Below are 18114 nucleotides of genomic sequence, written 5' to 3' on the forward strand. Positions count from 1 at the left end.
TCGCGGTGGCGATCCTCTCGGCGTCGTGGCGGCGAGCGGATACTTCACGATTCATGACCGGGTCGAGCGTATAGGCCATGGTGGGCCGGGGCCCACCCTATGGGGTCGCGGCGCGGCTCAGGCGGTCGCGAGCTGCTCGACTTCGCGCCGCGGGGCGCGGCTGGGAAACGCGTGGCGCAGGAGGCGCCAGAGCACCTGGGCGAACTGCCGCGGCATGGAACCGGTGTTGTAGTGCTGGCCGTAGCGGGCGCAGAGCGCGCGCACTTCGACGGCGAGTGCGGCGTAGCGGTTGGCCGGCAGCTCCGGGAACAGGTGGTGCTCGATCTGGTGGCTGAGGTTGCCGGTCATCAGGTCCATCAGGCGGCCGCCGCGCAGGTTGGAGCTGCCGTGCAGCTGGCGCAGGTACCACTGGCCGCGCGATTCATGGCGCAGCACGTCTTTCGGGAAGGTGACGGCATCGGCCGTGAAGTGGCCGCAGAAGATCACCACCCAGGTCCAGACGTTGCGGATCAGGTTGGCCGCGATCGCGCCCAGCAGCACCGGCAGGAAGAAGGGCCCGGCCAGCAGGGGCAGGACCAGGTAGTCGCGAACGATCTGCCGGCGCATCTTCTTCGCCGCCGGCTGCCACTTGGCGCGCAGCTCGGCCTTGCTCATGCGGCCTTTGAAGTAGCGGCCGAGGTGGAGGTTCTGCACGGCGATGCCCCATTCGAACAACAGGGCGAAGACCACGGCAATCAAAGGCTGGAACAGGTAGAAGGGCTTCCAGCGCTGCTCGGGGAACAGGCGCAGCAGGCCGTAGCCGAGGTCTTCGTCCATGCCGCGCACATTGGTGTAGGTGTGGTGGCGGTAGTTGTGGGTGTCGCGCCAGTTGTCGGAGGTGCCCGCGATGTCCCACTCGTAGCGGCGGCCGTCCAGCACCGGATCGCGCAGCCAGTCGTACTGGCCGTGCATCACGTTGTGGGCAAGCTCCATGTTCTCCAGGATCTTCGACAGCGCCAGCAGCAGCACGCCGAGGCCGCAGACCGGCCACAGCAGGGCCGGCAGCCACAGGCCACTGGCGATCGCGCCGAGCACCAGCAGGGCGCGACCGGCAAAGCCGGTGTAGCGCACGGCCGCATACACGCGGCGGATGTGGCGGGCGTCGGCCTCACCGAGCTGGGCGCGGGTGCGCTCGCGCAGGGCGTCGAGTTCGGCGGCGAAGGCTGCGGTCTGGTCGGCGTCGAGCACGCGGCTGTGCGATGAGTAGCGACGCACGGTGGCCTCTGCGGCCTGATCGTGCGGCGCTGGACCCGCAGGCTGCGCGTGCCCATTCGATGCGTGCGGGCCGACGTGGGCCGCAGCAGGCGAAGGCTGGCCGCCAGTGGGTTCGTTCGCGGAGTCGTTGTAGGTCATCACAGATCCAGTACCAGGCCGTGCGCCGCGCTGTGCACACACAGGCGGATGGGAGTGGAGGGTTCGTCGCGCAGCGCGCCGTTCTGCAGGTCGCGGGAGGCACCGGCCAGGCGATCGCAGCGGCAGGTATTGCAGATGCCGCGGCGGCAGCCGAAGGCGGGCGTCTGCCCGGCTTCTTCCAGGGCCTGCAGCAGGGGGCGGTCGGTCGGCAGGTCGAGCGCGAGTCCGCTGCGCTTGAGCTGCACGCGGACCCTCGCACCGTCTGACTTCTCGGGCGTCGCTGCAGTGAAGCCCTCGGCCTGGAAGCCGCGCGCGGACGCGCACAGTTCGCGCGCTCGCGCGATGAAGCCGTCGGGGCCGCAGGCCAGCACTTCGCTGGCGGAAAGCTCAGGCGCAAGCGCCTGCAGCTGTGTGGCGTTAATGCGCGCAGCGGGCGCTTCGGGGTCGCGGGTCAGCAGGAACTCGACGCGCAGAGTGGGGTGCCCCTGCGCGAGCTGCAGCAGCTCCTCGTGGAAGCACAGCTCTTCGCGGGTCTGCGCCCAGTACAGCAGAGTGATCGCTCGCGTTTCGCCCTTCGCCAGCGCATCGACCAGCAGCGCACGCAGCGGGGTGATGCCGCTGCCGGCTGCAAGCAGCAGGGCGGGCGCCGGGGTGCGCATGTTCTTCAGGCCCCTCTCCCCTTGCGGGAGAGGGGTTGGCGAGAGGGGTAGGCTGCCTGCGTCGTGTGTCCGCCCCCTCTCCCCCGCCCCCTCTCCCACAAGGAGAGAGGGGTGTGTCAGTTCCGCAGCCATGCGGCCACTGCTGGTCTGCGCGCGGTCCGCTGCGCGGATGTGCGACAGCGCCAGCCCGCCGTAGGGCGCCGACAGCTCCAGAACTGCCCCCACCTGCGTCATCCGCGCCAGCACCGGGCTGACCAGGCCGCCTTCGACTTCAGCCACGGTGATCTCGATGCAGCCATCCGCGCGCGGCGGCGCCGACAGGCTGTAGCTGCGGCGATGGCGCGCGCCCTCGATCTCGACGATCACATCCAGATGCTGGCCGGCGACAGCGCCCGGCCAGTGGCGGTTGGGCTTCAGCACCAGGGTGGTGGCGCGCGCCGACGCCGCGCGGCGTTCGATCACGCGGGCGAGGATGCGTTCGGCCGACCAGGTCCGGTCGAAGTGGCGCGCCCAGAAGTCGAAGACCGCGGGCTGCAGCCAGCGGCGGGGGCTCAGGCGCGAGGCCGGCCGGTGGCCGGTGTCGGGCGTGCGGATGGCAGGGGTTCTGGCAGGCATGCGCCGCACTATACGCATATATGCACGAGTGTGCAGATATGTGTGCGGAAATACCGCCGGCTAAGATGACGCCCTGCCCCCAGCCGGAGTGCGTCTTGCCTCCTTCCGCCTCACGCCCGGCCGACCACGCGCCGGGGCGCAAGCCCAGCATCGCCCGCGAGGATCTGATCGCCGCCGCCCTGCGCCTGATCGGTCCGCACCGCAGCGTGTCGACGCTGAGCCTGCGCGAGGTCGCGCGCGAGGCGGACATCGCGCCGAACAGCTTCTATCGCCATTTCCGCGACATCGACGAGCTGGCGGTGGCCTTGATCGAACTCAGCGGCGAGGCGCTGCGGCGCATTGTCGGCAATGCGCGCAAGCGCGCCGGCGACGCCAGCAGCATCGTCCGCAGCTCGATCGAGGTGTTCATCGAGCAGGTGCGCGCCGACGACCGCCTGCTGCACGTGCTGCTGCGCGAGGGCACCGCCGGCACCGACGCCTTCAAGGCCGCGGTCGACCGCGAGCTGGGCTTCTTCGAGGACGAGCTGCATTCGGATCTCGTCCGCATCAACACCGCCCAGGGCAAGCGCCTGCAGCAGCCGCGCACTGTCGCCCGCGCCATTACCCGCCTGGTGTTCGCGATGGGCGCTACCGCCATCGATGCGCCGCGCGAACGCGATGCCGAGCTGATCGAAGAGCTGAGCCTGATGGTGCGGATGATCCTCTCCGGCGCACGCGCGCTGGCCGAACGCGAGCCGGGATAGCGGGTTCTTCCCGGTCCGACGCAGAACGGAACGAAGAGCGGCACGCGCGGAGTTTCGCGCAGGCGGCAGGCGCCTCTACCCCGCGTGGTGTCGATCGGCCCCGAGCCCCGGGGCGCGCCAATGGCCGGGCTCAGGCCCGGCGCGCAGTGGCTTCGGGCAAGCGATGGGTGCAGTGGGCGAGGGCGCACAGCCCGCCCATGTCGAGCAGCTGCAGCTTGCGCCCGGCGATGCGGATCAGGCCGTCCTCCTGCAGGCGCCCGAAGCCGCGGCTGACGGTCTCGATGACCAGCCCGAGATAGCTGGCGATCTCGGCGCGACTCATCGGCAGGTTGAAGCGCTGCGACGCGATGCCCTGCGCCTGCAGCCGGAAGCTCAGGTCGACCAGGAACATCGCCAGCCGCTCGATCGCCTGCGGGCGACTCAGGATGGTGAGGTGGTCCTGGTTGAACTCGACCGTGTGGCCCATCAGCCGCAGCAGACCATGCTGCAGGCCCGGCACCTCGCGCGCGGCCTGCTCCAGCTGGGCCAGGTTGAGCTCGCAGACTTCGCCGGCCTCGAGCGCGACCGCCAGACAGCGATGGCGACCGCTGCCCAGGGCGTCGAGCCCGATCAGCTCACCGGGCAGATGGAAGCCGATGACCTGCTCATCGCCCTCTTCGTTGATCGCCACCGACTTCAGGCTGCCGCGCCGCGACACGTACAGCGCGCTCTGGCTTTCGCCCAGTTGGAACAGGACTTCACCCGCGGCCAGGGTGCGCTGGCGACCTTGCAGCCGATGCAGGGCCTCGATGCCTTCGTCGGGGAGATCGGAGGGTCCGGCAAGCTGTCGCAGCAGCAGGGCCGCGCAGCCCTCGCGCGCATCGAGCGCGCGCTGCGAGAACTGGGAGGGTGCGCGGCTGGCCTGCGGCATGGTCATTCGAACGCGTGCTTCAGCGGTGTGGACCCCTGGAGGCCGAGCATCGCAAAGTGCGAAGGGCTTGTGAATCCGAGTCGGCCCGCGGGCCCCATGGGACCGCTCGAACGTGGGCGTCCGCCAGGACGGGACGGCGCGCGCGGAGCGTCCGGGCATGGGACAGGGAGAGGCGCAGCGGCGGGGCGAGGCGGCTCGCTCGATCGCAGGCCAAAGGTGTAGACCACTGGGCCAATTGGTATCGAACTCCGCGGCAAGCTCGGCGCCGCGATGGTCAGCCGAGCGTTCGCAGCGCCGGCCCATGCCATACGTATTAGTACGCTGATGCTGCTCTGCAACACGGGTCCTGCCTCCCTGCCATCGGTTACCATGCAGCGGTTTCGTCCGCGCCCGCGCGACGAGGGTCGAGCGGCTTGCCCAGCCACGAAAGACCACACGCATACCAATCGCACACCACCGCGCACAGCCGCAGCCTCCGGAGGGCCGCCATGAATGATCTGCAGGACCTGATCGACACCGACCTCGACCCCACCGAAACCCAGGAATGGGTGGAAGCGCTGTCGGCGGTGATCGCGGCCGACGGCGGCGACCGCGCCCACTACCTGCTGGAGCGCATGGTCGAGCAGACCCGCCGCGCCGGCACCCACCTGCCCTTCAGCCCGACCACCGAATACGTCAACACGATCCCCGCGCACCTGGAGCCCAAGAGCCCCGGCGACGCCGCGCTGGAGTGGCGGATCCGCTCGATCATCCGCTGGAACGCAATGGCCATGGTGGTGCGGGCCAACCGCAAGCCGGGCGAGCTCGGCGGCCACATCGCCAGCTTCGCCTCCTCGGCCACGCTCTACGACGTCGGCTTCAACCACTTCTGGCGCGCGCCGAGTGCGGACCACCCCGGCGACCTGATCGGCGTGCAGGGCCACTCCTCGCCGGGCGTGTATGCCCGCGCCTTCCTCGAAGGCCGGATCAGCGAGAGCCAGCTCGACCACTTCCGCATGGAAGTCGACGGCAAGGGCATCAGCTCCTACCCGCACCCCTGGCTGATGCCGGACTTCTGGCAGCTGCCGACCGTGTCGATGGGCCTCGGTCCCATCAGCGCGATCTACCAGGCGCGCTTCTGGAAATACCTTGAAGGCCGCGGCCTGATGCCGAAGACCGACCGCAAGGTCTGGTGCTTCCTCGGCGACGGCGAAACCGACGAGCCCGAGAGCCTGGGCGCGATCGCGCTGGCCGGGCGCGAGGGCCTCGACAACCTGATCTTCGTCATCAACTGCAACCTGCAGCGCCTGGACGGCCCGGTGCGCGGCAACGGCAAGATCATCCAGGAGCTGGAAGGCAGCTTCCGCGGCGCCAACTGGAACGTGATCAAGCTGGTCTGGGGCAGCTACTGGGATCCGCTGCTGGCCCGCGACACCACCGGCAAACTGCGCCAGCTGATGATGGAGACCGTCGACGGCGAGTACCAGAACTGCAAGGCCTTCGGCGGCAAGTACACGCGCGACAACTTCTTCGGCAAGCACCCGGAAACCGCGGCGCTGGTCGCCAACCTCAGCGACGAGGACATCTGGCGCCTGAACCGCGGTGGCCACGATCCGCACAAGGTCTACGCCGCCTACGACGCGGCGGTGAAGACCACCGGAATGCCCACCGTGATCCTGGCCAAGACGGTCAAGGGCTACGGCATGGGCAAGGCGGGTGAATCACTCAACCCGACCCACCAGACCAAGAAGCTCGATGACGAGGCGGTGCGCGCCTTCCGCGATCGTTTCAAGATTCCGGTGCCCGACGACAAGCTGGCCGAGGTGCCCTTCTACCACCCGGGCCCCGACTCGCCCGAGGTGCAGTACCTGAAGGCGCGTCGTGAGGCCCTGGGCGGTCCGCTGCCGCAGCGCCGGGTCAAGGCCAGCGAGTCGCTGAAGGTTCCCGAGCTGAACGTGTTCGAGCGCCTGCTGAAGTCCAGCGGCGACCGCGAGATCAGCACCACCATGGCCTTCGTGCAGGCCTTCAACATCATCCTGCGCGACAAGCAGGTCGGCCCGCGCTGCGTGCCGATCGTCGCCGACGAGGCCCGCACCTTCGGCATGGAGGGCCTGTTCCGGCAGATCGGCATCTATGCGCCGCACGGCCAGAAGTACAAGCCGGTCGACGCCGACCAGCTGATGTACTACCGCGAGGACGCCGCCGGCCAGGTGCTGGAGGAAGGCATCACCGAGGCCGGTGCGTTCTCGAGCTGGATGGCGGCCGCCACCAGCTACAGCACCAACAACCTGCAGATGCTGCCGTTCTACATCTACTACTCGATGTACGGCTTCCAGCGCATCGGCGACTCCGCCTGGCAGGCCGCCGACATGCGCTCACGCGGTTTCCTGCTCGGTGCCACCGCCGGCCGCACCACGCTGAACGGCGAGGGCCTGCAGCACGAGGACGGCCACAGCCACCTGCTGGCCGGCGCGATTCCGAATTGCCGTCCGTATGACCCGACCTTCGGCTTCGAGGTCGCGGTGATCCTGCAGCACGGCATGCGCCGGATGATCGAGGAGCAGGTCGACGAGTACTACTACCTGACGCTGATGAACGAGAACTACGCGCACCCGGACATGCCGGCCGGCGCGGAGGACGGGATCATCCGCGGCATGTATCTGCTGCGGGAATCGGGCAACGGGAATGGGGAATCGGGGAAGAGCAAGAGCAAGAGCAAGAGCAAGAAGCCGCATGTGCAGTTGCTGGGTTCGGGCACAATCCTGCGCGAGGTGATGGCGGCGGCCGAGCTGCTGGAGAAGGAGTTCGGCGTGTCGGCCGACATCTGGAGCTGCCCGAGCTTCACCGAGCTGCGCCGCGACGGCTTCGACGCCGAGCGCCACAACCGTCTGAACCCCGAGAAGCCGCCGCGCAAGGCCTACGTGACCCAGCTGCTGGAAGGCCGCGCGGGCCCCGCAATCGCCGCCACCGACTACGTGCGCGGCTTCGCCGACCAGATCCGCGCCTTTGTTCCGATGCGCTACACCGTGCTCGGCACCGACGGCTTCGGCCGCTCGGACACCCGCGCCAACCTGCGCCGCTTCTTCGAGGTCGACCGCTTCCACATCGCCCACGCGGCGATCTGCGCGCTGGCCGAGGAGGGCGTGATGAACGCCAAGGACGTGGCGCGGGCCATCAAGGAATTCGGCATCAACGCCGACAAGCCCAACCCCAGCCACGTCTGAGCCGCGCGTCGGTGACAGACAACGGGCGCCGCGAGGCGCCCGTTGTCGTTTCAGGGCGAGGCGCGCTCAGGCCGGCGCCCGCGCCGGCAGGCTCACGGACGCCGTGGCCCGGGTCAGATGCAGCCAAGGGCCTTGCTGCTCCGGAGACAGCCCTCGCCAGGCCAAGACAGCGGGCAGATCCAGGCGCAGCGGCTCGCCCTGTGTCGTCTGCAGCGGCGGATAGCCCAAGGCCTGCAGCAGAGGTGCCCAATGCGGGCCCAGCAGGCGATGCCAATGCGGCCACCACGCCTGTTGCCACTCGAAAGGCTGGCCCGCCCGATTGAAGACGCGGCTACCGGCGCCGGCTCCGCGCTCCGCCTCCACCCGCTGCAGGTGCTCCACGCGCGATGCCTCGATCGCAGCATCGATCTGCGCGTCTGAACGGGTAAGGCCCAGCCAGTCCAGCACGCGTCGGATACAGGCCTGCGGCGACCGCTTGCTGTCCTCGAAACGCAGCACCAGCGTCTGCGTGCCGCGGGGATCCCTCTTCAACCAGGCCTGCAGATGCAGCCAGAGCAGATCGACATAGCTGGCCGGGCCGCCCCAGAAGCCGCTGCGCGCGAACTCCAGCAGGCCGGTGTCTGCGGCCAGCCCCTCGTTACGCAGATGACGGCGCCACTCGGAGTACAGCGCATCGCGCGGGTCACGCACGAACAGGATGCGGCGCGGCGCGCACTCGATCTGCCAGGGAAAGGCGTGGGTGAATCGCAGTCGCGGTGTGCCGGTGCGTTCGAAGATCTGACCGGGACGGGGACTGGCGAGGGTCTGCGCCCAGGGCCGGTCGTCAGCCACATAGCGCCAGCGCGTGGCGTCGACCTGCTGCCACTCGCGCGCGGTGTCGAAGCCCCACAGCTCGGGCAGGGCAAGACCCAGCTCCAGCAGCGCGTTGGCCAGCCAGGCCGCGCCACTGGGGAACTGCGGCGAGACGATGTCGACGTCGAAGCCGCTCATGCGTCGACGTCTGCGCGGGTCGCCTGGGAGATCTGCAGTACAGCGTCTCTGGGCGGAGATTCCGCAAGCAGCGTGGATTCGTCATCCCCGCGCAGGCGGGGATCCAGCCTTCGCGCGACCAAGTCCAGGCGCTCTGGGCCCCCGCCTTCGCGGGGGCGACGATTGCCGGGGTCGAAAGCGCTCTGCGTCCCTGGTGCGTCTGTCGGGTTCGCCACCATCGATGCAGCACCGGCCCGCTCACGCAGACGCGCCCACAGCGCCAGCGCTGCGGCACGCTGATCCGCCAACGGCAGCAGCGCGGAGATCACCTGGGCAGGCGCGCGCGGCCAATCGGCGCGCTGGCCCAGACCGACCACCTGCGCGGCCATCGCGGGATCGGCATACAGCTCGGGCCGTCGCTGGCGCAGCAGATCAAGCGGCGCCTGCAGCACCAGCAGGCCGAGCTGGCTCTGGCTGGCGCGCAGCGCCGTGTGTATCTCCTGCTGCAGCGAAATCGTGGCCACCACGGCAGGCAGGCCGCCGCGTGTGGCGGCGTGCGCGAGGGTGAGCAGGCGCCGGGCGCGCGCGCGGCGCTGCGTCGGCGCATGGGGCTGTTCCTCGCTGACGCTGTCGAACGCAGTACGCAGCGCATCGCCGTCCAGCAGCAGAACGGGCGCATGCGCCTCTGCAAGATGCGTCTGCAGCGCCCGCCCCAGCGTGGTCTTGCCGCTGCCGGCAAGACCGGTGATCCACAGCAGCGGCGCGCGCGTCGCACCCCATTGCGCGGCCGGCATCGCATAGCGCGGCGACTCGGTCTGGACCTCGCGCCAGAGCGCGTGCAGGCGCAGGTCGTTCGGATCGCTCGCGTCCACGCGCTCAGGCCACCCATCCATGCATCGCGCCGGCGTTCGCCAGATGCGCCTCGTACAGGGCGAGATCCGCGGCCGAGTCGACCTCCAGCCAGCCGCCGTCGAGCTCGATGCAATCGATGCGCTTGCCCGCATCGAGCAGGCGCGCGAACAGACCGGTGAAGTCGAGCCGATCAGGATCGACCCCTTCCGGGTGAGCCGCGCGCAGGACGTCGAGCGCCGAGCTCCACGCCTCCGCGTCGAACAGGCACAGGCCCATGAACTGCGCGCCTTCGGCCTCCAGCGACTCGGCGCGGCCGCCCACCGACAGCAGCCGGCCGTCCGCGCTGCGCCAGCGCTCGGCATCGTTCAGCGGCTGCGCGAAGCGCTGGCGCCACAGCGCAGCCCAGCGACGATCGCCGGGCACGCGCAGCCCTCCTCCGAAGCCCGCGGTCGCCGTCCGCAAGGTCTGCGGCGCAAAGACGCAGTCGCCGTACAGCACCAGGGTCGGGGCCGGCAGCAGCCAGGCCTGCGCACAGCGCAGGCTGGCGACCGGACCGGTGTGCGCCCAGCGCGGCTGCTCGATGATCTCGATCTCGATATCCGGCGGCGACAGCTGTTCGCGCCATGCGCGCAGGGCGTCGATGCGCCAGCCACCAACGATGCACAGCCGGCGGATGCCAACGGCGCGCAGGGCGCCGAGGTTGTGATCGAGCAGGCTGCGGCCCGCCAGCGGCAGCAGGGCCTTGGGCCGGTCGGCGCAGAGCGCGCCGGTGCGACTGCCGCGGCCGGCGGCCAGCAGCACAGCCTGGGTCGGAGGGCATTCAGCGCGGCCGCTCACCGGCGTCGAGCCCGATAGGCGCGCGTGTGGTACGGGACGCGCAGGACCTCTGCACCCTGTACGCAGTGCGCGATATCGGCGAGCACGCGTGCGAACGCCGTGCCGGCCTGGCGCCGCAGGGTGGCGTGTGCCTGCCAGGCGCGCAGCCACTCGCTGGCCTTGACCTCCACTTCGAAGCGTTCGACATCGGCGTCGATCGCCTCGAACAGCCCGCTCTCGCGCACGAGCGGGCGCGGATCCTCGCGGCGCGCGCCCGCCCGATAGCGCGGCACCTGCCGGCGGATGCAGCGTTCGACCTCGGCCTGCAGCGGATCTTCGGTGTCGCGGTGGTTCCACAGGGCCAGCCAGTGCCCGCCGCGGCGCAGGACCCGCGCTGCCTCGGCAAGCGCCACAGACGGATCGAGCACGTTGAAGGACGAGCCGTAGCCCAGCAGATCGACGCTGGACTCGCACAGCGGCAGCGCTTCGCCGCGCGCGGCAAGCCAGTGCGCCTGCGCGCAGGTCGGCTTGGCCGCACCGATCGCGCGCATCTGCGGATTGGGCTCGCAGGCAACGACTTCGGCGCCGCTCGCGCACAGCGCTGCGGTCAGCGCGCCGGTACCGGCACCGACATCCAGCGCGCGCCGGCCGGGGCCCAGCTGCAGCTGCGCGAACACGCGATCGAGCAAGGCCGCGGCATAGCCCGGCCTGGCGTCGTAATTCGCAGCGAGCGCGCTGTAGTCCCAGTCGCTGCGCATGGGCGCAAGCGCGCCAGGCGTCGAAGCCGACGCGGAAAGGATCGAAGACATGGAGGTGCTCAAGCAAGAGAACAGCAAGGTGGAACAGCAGTCTGCCGCGATTCTGGCATCACCCCTCAATGCTCAGCCAGCGCGGTCGAACAGCGCGTGCAGCCAGGGCTCGGCCAGTGCTGGCGATCCCGCTTCGCGCTCGGGATGCCACATCAGGCCAAGCCAGGGCAGGCGCGCATGGCGCATGGCCTCAACGCTGCCGTCCGGCGCGTGTGCCAGTGCGATCCAGCCGGGCGCAGCCTGCTGAATGCCGAAGCGATGCCAGGAGTTGACCTGCTCGTCACCGGGCAGCAGCGCATGCGTGCACGCCACATGTCCGGGTATGCCCGCAAGCACGCCGCCCGCGCAGACCTGCAATCGCTGCAGGCCGCGGCAGATCCCCAGCACCGGCCAGCCCATGCGCTCGGCTTCGGCCAGCAGCAGATCCTCTGCCGCCTCGCGCCGCGGCTGTGCGCCGACATCACCGCCGCCTGCAAGCAACAGCGCATCAACGCCCAGCGCGCGCGCCTGCGCCAGGCAGGTTTCGGCGCAGTCGGTCAGCGGCAGAATCCACGGCAGCGCGTTCGGCAGACGCTGCCGCAGCCACTGCAGCAGCGCGCAGTCGACTGCCTGGCGCGCACCCGCGCCGGCCTCGGCCTGCAGTTCGCGCGGGCTGATCGCGATCCGCCACGGGTGGAGCGAGAGCGCGCTCAATAGAGCCACAGCGCCTGAGCTCCCGGGTCGAGATGGGCTTCGCGCGCTGCCAGCAGGCGCGCCCACACCGCTTCGCCGCAGCCGATCGCGGCAGGCAGGTCGAACTCGGCACAGCGGATTGCCATATGCGAATGCGCGCCGCCCCAGGCGGTGATCAGGCCGCCAATGTCACGCGCGAACAGCCAGTCATAGCCCGGATCAGCCTGCAGCACCGCGACGATCGCGCCGCGCGGCACCGCCTGCGCGGGGTCGCTGTTCGGCAGCACGTGCAGCGACGCGCGCAACGCGCGTCGGCCTATGAAGTTCGGCAGCAAACCCAGGCTGTCGAAGGCATCCAGATCGCTCGCCTCGCGCAGCACCGGACCCAGCAGCCAGCCTTGCTCGCGTTCGGCCCGCCGCCACGCTCGTTCGGCGCAGGTCTGCAGCGCGGTCGGGGCCGAGTCCTGGCCCAGCCCACGCAGCAGCATCGGCAGCGACAGCCAGGACAGCGCTTCGCGATCCAGGCCCTGCCGTGCACCCAGGGCCGCGAGCGCTTCCAGCAGCTGCGCCAGCGGCCGCATCAGCGCGTACTTGCCGGCCTCGCGCGCACGGCTGCAGTGCTGCCACCACTGCAGCCAGGCCGCAGGCGCAAGGGCGAAGCCCGCTTCGTGGAGCAGGCTGTCGAGCGCGCGTGTCTCCGCCGGGCTGAGTTCGAACTGGCGCTTGGCCTCGTCGCGACGGACGCCCTCAGGCGCCGGAAGCAGTGGCTGGGTGATGTCGAAGCTGGACGGCCGCCACCGCGGCGCATCGTGGTGCAGGTCGCCCGGCGTCGCGGTGGCGCCCAGGCTCTGCCGCAGCAGTCCCGCGCGCTCCGGCGTGAGTGCGCCACGCGCGATGGCGCTGCGCAGCTGCGCTTCGGCAGCAAAGGCCAGACGTGCGTCGGCAGCAAAGTCCAGCGCACGCTGCCGGGCCACGCGCAGCAATCGCTTCACTGCATCAATGCTCGGCCGTGCAGGATCGAACGTATCGCCGGCGGCTGCGGCATGCGGTTCCGTGCGCGGCGATGTGCCGAGAAGACGCAGGCTCAGCCCGTGCAGGGCCTGCTCGAAGGCCGCTGCCGCGGACCCATCCAGACACGCGCCGAGAGTGGCGCGCACGATCGGCGCGGGCGTGAAATCACGCACGCTGCGGCAGACCTCGAACTCCAGCTTGTCGTGCAGTTCCGGCTGCCTGCGCACGCGTTCGACCCAGGCCTCGACCAGGCGCGTGCCAGTCAAGGCATCCAGGCCCGCGGGCAGCAGCGAGTTGAGGCTGCGCCGCAGATCGACGTAGGGCCGGCCCAGCACCGGCCGCAGCAGGTGGATCCCGGCGCGCGGCGGCGCGCGGTAGCCGAGCTGTGCACGCGCCCGCCACCAGCTGTCGCGGCTGATCAGGGTCTGGAACAGCGACAGCGCCAGCGGCCGCGGATGCGTGCCGATCAGTTCCGCCGGGTTCCAGTCGGACATCAGGCTGAGCGCGGTATGGCAACCGAGCAGGTCGGGCTCCGGCTCGCGCAGAGCCAGCGTTGGCCGTGTCGGCGGCCGTGGCGACCGGCGCGGCCAGCGTTCGCGCATGCCGAGTGCGCGCAGCTGCAGCAGCCAGGGGGCGCCGCTGTCGGTGAACAGGCATTCGACCTCGAAAGGCTCGCGCAGCCCGCAAGCCTCGATCGCACGCAGCAGGGCGATCACCTGAGCCGCATCGGGGTCGCTGATCAGCGACATCGCCTTGGCCTGCGCGCCTGCGGACGCATCGGCGAACTGCGCGCGCGGCCAGGCCAGATGGCGACCCGTGGCGCGTCCGCCCGTGACCACGGCCGGGTCACCTTGACCGAACTCGATGCAGTACCAGGGCGCTCCGTCGCTGAGGCGATGCGTGCTGGCCACGCAGGCGCGCCGGGTCGGTGCCAGCATCGGCTGCAGCAGCACCTGGTCCTCGGCATGACCCGACATGGCGTCGAACACGGCATCGATGGCCTCGGCCACCGCATCCGACGCGACATCCAGAAGACTCAGATAGCGCCCCGCCTGCGAGGCAGCACTGCGGTCTTCGTCGAACGCATCGCTGCGCACGGCATAGCGCGCGGCCCTCAGCGTGTGCCCAACCTGCACCAGCACGGACGCGCGCTGCGCGCGCCACTGCCGGCGCGTGACCGACAACGACTGCGGCACGCGCAGCGGCGTCGGCCTGTCAGCCAGGACTTGCGCGACCCAGCGCAGCGCTGCCGACTTTCCTTCTGGGAGCGATGCTCCGCCTGCCGTCGCACGCGCCGACCCCGCCCAGCGCGGCGCCTGCCCCGAATCCGCCATCCCTGTGCCTCCCGCAGCACGCCCCGGTCACGCATTCTGGACGCTGCGGCAAGGACACGCAGCTCACAGAACGATCCACTCGACCTCAGGATTGTGGCGGCTTGGTACGGACTCTGTAGTCCGCGCGCTTCGCGCTGGCTTCGAAGCCATCCGCGAAGATGGCGGTGCCCTGCCCGGTCAGCGATTCCATCCGCAGTTCCGCGGTGCTGCCGACCGTCAGCGCGTGGTTGTGCGAGCGGACCACGCCGCCCACGGTCAGCTGCGTCACCGTCTCGACGCCCAGCGTCGGCGCGGCGCTGTGTCGAAGCCGCAGGGCCAGCGCAGCGGGCGTGCCGCTGCTGTTGGCCCAGAGCAGGCGCGGGTTGGCCTCGTCGGGACTTTCCACGCTGCTGTCGCCGACCTCGAGCCCGCCGCTGCGCACGCGCAGCGGCACGCGCACGAAGTCACTGACCCCCGGCAGGCTCAACACGCCGCTGTCGACCATGGCCCCCGGCGCCACGCCCTCGAAGCGCAGGGTCGGCGGCAGCGTCGGCAGAAGGTCCAGCGCGGGGAGGCTGTCGAGGGTCAGCACCCAGCGGTTGGAGAGCAGTCCGCTGGCCTCGGTCACGCCGGTGCCGAAGCCCAGCAGCTTCCCGCTGTCCGGCAGATAGGCCAGCGCCGACAGGCTGTGGTCGCGGGCGCTGGACGCAAAGCGGCCAAAGAAGCCGCCGCTGAAGCCGATCCCCTGCGGATAGACCGCCACCAGCGCGCCGGTAACGCTGGCGTCGGTATAGCTGCCCACGGCGACGGCACCGGCATTCGGCAGCAGCTGCACGTCGCGGACGACATGGAAATCGTCGAGTTCTTCCGAGGCCGACGCCATCAGCTGGCCGCTCACATCGAACTGCCACAGATAGGGCGCATTGCTGCCGCCAGCGGTGCTGAAGCCACCGACCAGGATCACGCCCTCCGGCGAGACATCGGCCGCGCTGCCGGCGGTGCGCAGGCCGGTGTTGTTGCCGCGACGGTGCGCATACAGGCGCGGCGCACCGCCGTTGAAATCCGGATCGACGCTGCCGTCGGCGCGCAGGCGCCGCATCAGCAGCTCACTCTGGCCACTGGTGAAGTTGCTGGCCGTGCCGACCAGCTGGATGCGGCCGTCGGCGAGCAGGCCGATGCCGCTGAAACCAGGCTCGGGCAGGAAGGTCTGGAACTGGTTGGGGCTGGGCAGCCCGGGCTGACGGAAGAAGCCGTCGGAGGAGAAGCTGGTATCGAGGCTGCCGTTCGGGTTCAGACGCAGTGCCACCGCCAGCCGCTCACCGCCGCCGTTGAGCGACGGCTGACTGCCGGCCATCAGGATCCGGCCATCGGCCTGCAGGGCCAGCGTGTGGGCCTCGTCGGCGCCGAGCGTCGCATCGAAGACGAAGGGCGTGAAGCCGGGCGCGGGGTCGCCGTCGGCGTCCAGCTTGATCACACGGGTGAAGCTGTCGCCGGGTGAGTTCGGATTGGCAAGGGTATAGGCCAGCAGCACGCCGCCGTCCGGCAGGGCCAGCAGGCTGCGCGCGCCGAGGCTGATGCTCGCGCTGTGCTCCAGACTGAAGCTGTAGGCCGGATCGGGCGTACCGTCTGGATTGAAGCGCCGCAGCAGCAGGGTGACCGGCGTGCCCTGGCCGCGGACGAAGGCCGTACCGGCGACGGTATAGCTGCCGTCGGCATGCACCGTCAGCGCGGCGCCCAGCGCGTTGTTGGCCTCGCCGAAGGGGCTGAGGTATTGCACGCCCTCGGGATCGAACTGGGCGTGCGTGGTGCTGGGCAGGAAGGCGGCGAGGACCAGCGGCAGGGCGGACAGACGGATCAGGGCGCGCGGCAGGGCGTTCATGCGGGGCTCGGTGCGGACGGCGGATGTCCGGGATACGCGGTACCCACCCCGAGTCCGACATGCCTGGGCCCGCTACGAAGCGGCAGCGCAGTGCCCTGGCAGCGCCCGGCGCGCCGGTCTATCCAGACGAGGTCCGCCGATGGCCCCCGCCCCTGCGACATCCCGTCGCATCGACCATTCACGCGCGCGGCGCTAGTCTGCGCGCGCTCACCATCCGGATGATCGCCATGCTGCTTCGCGCCCTCGCTTCCGTCCTGCTCTTCGCCGCGCTGCTGCCGGCGCCTGCCGTCCTCGCTGCCGACAGCAGCACCTTGCACTTCAGCGGCGCCTGGGCGCGGCCGATGCCGCCGGGCGCGCGCGTCGGCGCTGGTTACATCGAGATCCACAATGCCGGCGAGACGACGCGCCGCCTGCTCGGCGCGGACAGCCCGCGGGCGTCGAGCATGGAGATCCACACGATGGCGGACGTCGACGGCGTCATGCGCATGCGCCGCCTGCCCGACGGCATCGAGATTCCCGCCGGCGCGAAGTTCAGCCTGAAGCCCGGCGCCGAGCACCTGATGTTCTTCAACCCGGCGCCAGCCTTTGCCGAAGGCGAGAGGATTCCCGTCAACCTGCGTTTCGACGGCGATGAATCCGTACTTGTGGAGTTCGAAGTCGCGGACCGCAGCGGCAAGCCGGCGGATGCGCACGCCGGACACTGAGGCCAGACGCAGGCGCGCGGGGCCTCAGAGCCTGTGAGAACCATCCGCCTAGTGCGGCCGCCTCTGGCCGCCCGCGGCGGCAGCGCGCTACGCGAATTCCGCGGTCACTGCCTCTCCGGACTTCACTGAATTCACGTACGGCGCTTTGCCGCGAACGCGCAGAGACGCCTCGCTACGGCGTCTGGGTCTTTTCACACGCTCTCAGCGGAAGCCGTAGATCAGGCCGATGAAGGCTCGCCGCTCGCTGCCGCGATCGACCAGCGGGCTGTCGGTGATCTCCGAGGGCAGATCGTCGAAGGACAGCCGCGCGAACACGCTCCACTGCCCGCCGAGCGGCGCCAGCGCATTCACCGCGACCCGCGGCACCAGCGCCGTATCGCCGCGGTAGGCCGGGCGCAGGGCGGAGGCTTCGTCCGCACGCACCCCGAAGTAGTAGTCGACCAGATCCTGGCTCTGCCAGCGCAGGCCGACTTCCGGCTGCACGCGGAACGGGCCCTGGCCGAAATCGCCGCGCCACATCAGGTCGAGCTCCTGGCCGCCGCTGCGGTCCAGCGCATCGGTGAAGGCCGCGAACTCGATGCGGCCCGGACCCAACGTGCGGCTGGCCGAGGCGCCCAGCTCCAGCGAGCGCTCGCGCTCGGCCATGCCGGCGAAGACCGGTGAATCCTTGGCCTCGAAGCCGTCGAGGCGGGCGCGCGCGATCAGCTCGATCTGGATGTCCGCCGTGGGGTCTAGCTTCCAGCCGAGATTGAGGCCGCGGAAGTACAGGCGCTCGCCCTCGTACTGGAACACCGGCACCACCAGACTGTCGTTGTCGGCCTCGCGATAGGGCGTATCGCGAACGATGCCCATCACGCCGACGCTCAGGGTCGGCGGGCCGCGTCGATCGTTCTGGGCCTGCGCATCCCAGGCCGGCAGCGCGAGCACGGCCAGCAGGCTTATCGAAGACAGGGGTCGGACGAAGGACATGGGCAGGCGCCGGACAGTGAAGGTGGCGCGCAGACTGCGCGGCGCGGCGGCAAGGCGGCGTCAACTGCTCAGGCAACCCAGCGTGCTTAGCGGATCCATCGCCCGGCCCCCTGAGAAGGCATCGACCTCGGCATGGGCAAGGCTGACTCTAAAGAAGCAGAATCGTAAGTGGTTGATCGTATTGGATCGCCTTCGCGGCAGCACGGCGTGAAAATCCGGCCCAAACAGCGTCTAGCGACCCCTGGCTCGTCGCCCCCGCGGAGGCGGGGGCCCAGACCGGACCTGCAGCAGCGGCCAGATCACTGGATCCCCGCATGCGCGGGGATGACGCCCCCATGTTTCTTCGAGAACACCCGCCCCCCCACGCGGGGCTGAGAAGCTCTCAAGGACAGACCCCTCAACCCCCGTAGATGTCGCCCCTCGCGAAGGCCGGCTGATTGTAGACACTCTCTTTCAGGTCAAGCCTCCTCGGTGGCGTGTAGGCGAGCGCGCGACCCGCACGCTGGGTGCAGGCCGCAGGCTGCGTGCAGAGCATTGGCTGCGGTTGAGCCCCTCTCCCCCCGTGGGAGAGGGGTTGGGGAGAGGGGGCACACTCGCG

The 18114-nt window shown here is 70.2% G+C and carries 14 protein-coding genes; 3 read left to right on the forward strand and 11 right to left on the reverse strand.

Annotated elements, in window-relative coordinates; all coding sequences use genetic code 11:
- Positions 1–117 precede the first annotated feature (117 nt).
- Both Q0654_RS17910 and Q0654_RS17915 read right to left on the reverse strand, forming a co-directional pair.
- Positions 118–1392: an acyl-CoA desaturase gene (locus Q0654_RS17910; RefSeq protein ID WP_298856338.1), complete on the reverse strand. Its 1275-nt coding sequence runs from the start codon at positions 1390–1392 to the stop codon at positions 118–120.
- A complete protein-coding gene (locus Q0654_RS17915) occupies positions 1392–2666 on the reverse strand; it encodes an iron-sulfur cluster-binding domain-containing protein (protein WP_298856339.1) in 1275 nt (424 codons plus the stop codon). The genes Q0654_RS17910 and Q0654_RS17915 overlap by 1 nt, the downstream gene beginning before the upstream one ends.
- Positions 2667–2761: 95 nt before the next feature.
- Between Q0654_RS17915 and fabR the strand changes: the two genes are divergently transcribed.
- On the forward strand, positions 2762–3409 hold the full coding sequence (gene fabR / locus Q0654_RS17920) for an HTH-type transcriptional repressor FabR (RefSeq protein ID WP_298856340.1): 648 nt from the start codon (positions 2762–2764) through the stop codon (positions 3407–3409).
- Between the two features lie 130 nt (positions 3410–3539).
- Here the strand turns inward: fabR and Q0654_RS17925 are convergent, their stop codons facing one another.
- Positions 3540–4325, reverse strand: a complete 786-nt coding sequence (locus Q0654_RS17925) for a helix-turn-helix domain-containing protein (RefSeq protein ID WP_298856341.1) — start codon at positions 4323–4325, stop codon at positions 3540–3542.
- 482 nt (positions 4326–4807) lie between these two features.
- Between Q0654_RS17925 and aceE the strand changes: the two genes are divergently transcribed.
- Positions 4808–7522, forward strand: coding sequence for a pyruvate dehydrogenase (acetyl-transferring), homodimeric type (gene aceE / locus Q0654_RS17930; RefSeq protein ID WP_298856342.1), 2715 nt, complete (start codon positions 4808–4810; stop codon positions 7520–7522).
- 66 nt (positions 7523–7588) lie between these two features.
- Here the strand turns inward: aceE and Q0654_RS17935 are convergent, their stop codons facing one another.
- From Q0654_RS17935 to Q0654_RS17965, 7 genes are all read right to left on the reverse strand, one after another.
- On the reverse strand, positions 7589–8512 hold the full coding sequence (locus tag Q0654_RS17935; RefSeq protein WP_298856343.1) for a sulfotransferase domain-containing protein: 924 nt from the start codon (positions 8510–8512) through the stop codon (positions 7589–7591).
- Positions 8509–9384: an adenylyl-sulfate kinase gene (locus Q0654_RS17940; protein ID WP_298856344.1), complete on the reverse strand. Its 876-nt coding sequence runs from the start codon at positions 9382–9384 to the stop codon at positions 8509–8511. The genes Q0654_RS17935 and Q0654_RS17940 overlap by 4 nt, the downstream gene beginning before the upstream one ends.
- On the reverse strand, positions 9368–10180 hold the full coding sequence (locus Q0654_RS17945; protein ID WP_298856345.1) for an NTP transferase domain-containing protein: 813 nt from the start codon (positions 10178–10180) through the stop codon (positions 9368–9370). The genes Q0654_RS17940 and Q0654_RS17945 overlap by 17 nt, the downstream gene beginning before the upstream one ends.
- Complete coding sequence (locus Q0654_RS17950) at positions 10177–10968, reverse strand: class I SAM-dependent methyltransferase (RefSeq protein WP_298856346.1); 792 nt, start codon at positions 10966–10968, stop codon at positions 10177–10179. The genes Q0654_RS17945 and Q0654_RS17950 overlap by 4 nt, the downstream gene beginning before the upstream one ends.
- Positions 10969–11040: 72 nt before the next feature.
- Positions 11041–11661 carry a gamma-glutamyl-gamma-aminobutyrate hydrolase family protein gene (locus Q0654_RS17955; protein WP_298856347.1) on the reverse strand — a complete coding sequence of 207 codons (621 nt, stop codon included), beginning with the start codon at positions 11659–11661 and terminating at the stop codon, positions 11041–11043.
- Positions 11658–13847, reverse strand: coding sequence for a PEP-utilizing enzyme (locus Q0654_RS17960; RefSeq protein ID WP_298856348.1), 2190 nt, complete (start codon positions 13845–13847; stop codon positions 11658–11660). Before Q0654_RS17960 ends, Q0654_RS17955 begins: the two co-directional genes overlap by 4 nt.
- Before the next feature lie 223 nt (positions 13848–14070).
- Positions 14071–15843, reverse strand: coding sequence for a delta-60 repeat domain-containing protein (locus Q0654_RS17965; protein ID WP_298856349.1), 1773 nt, complete (start codon positions 15841–15843; stop codon positions 14071–14073).
- A gap of 227 nt (positions 15844–16070) precedes the next feature.
- Between Q0654_RS17965 and Q0654_RS17970 the strand changes: the two genes are divergently transcribed.
- Complete coding sequence (locus Q0654_RS17970) at positions 16071–16547, forward strand: copper chaperone PCu(A)C (RefSeq protein WP_298856350.1); 477 nt, start codon at positions 16071–16073, stop codon at positions 16545–16547.
- Positions 16548–16748: 201 nt separating this feature from the next.
- On the opposite strand, the gene Q0654_RS17975 is transcribed toward Q0654_RS17970, so the two are convergent.
- Entirely contained in the window at positions 16749–17516 is a 768-nt protein-coding gene (locus Q0654_RS17975; RefSeq protein WP_298856351.1) for a MipA/OmpV family protein, read from the reverse strand.
- Positions 17517–18114: the final 598 nt, after the last annotated feature.

It is taken from the genome of uncultured Aquimonas sp., from assembly GCF_937888285.1.
Lineage (GTDB): Bacteria > Pseudomonadota > Gammaproteobacteria > Xanthomonadales > Xanthomonadaceae > Aquimonas.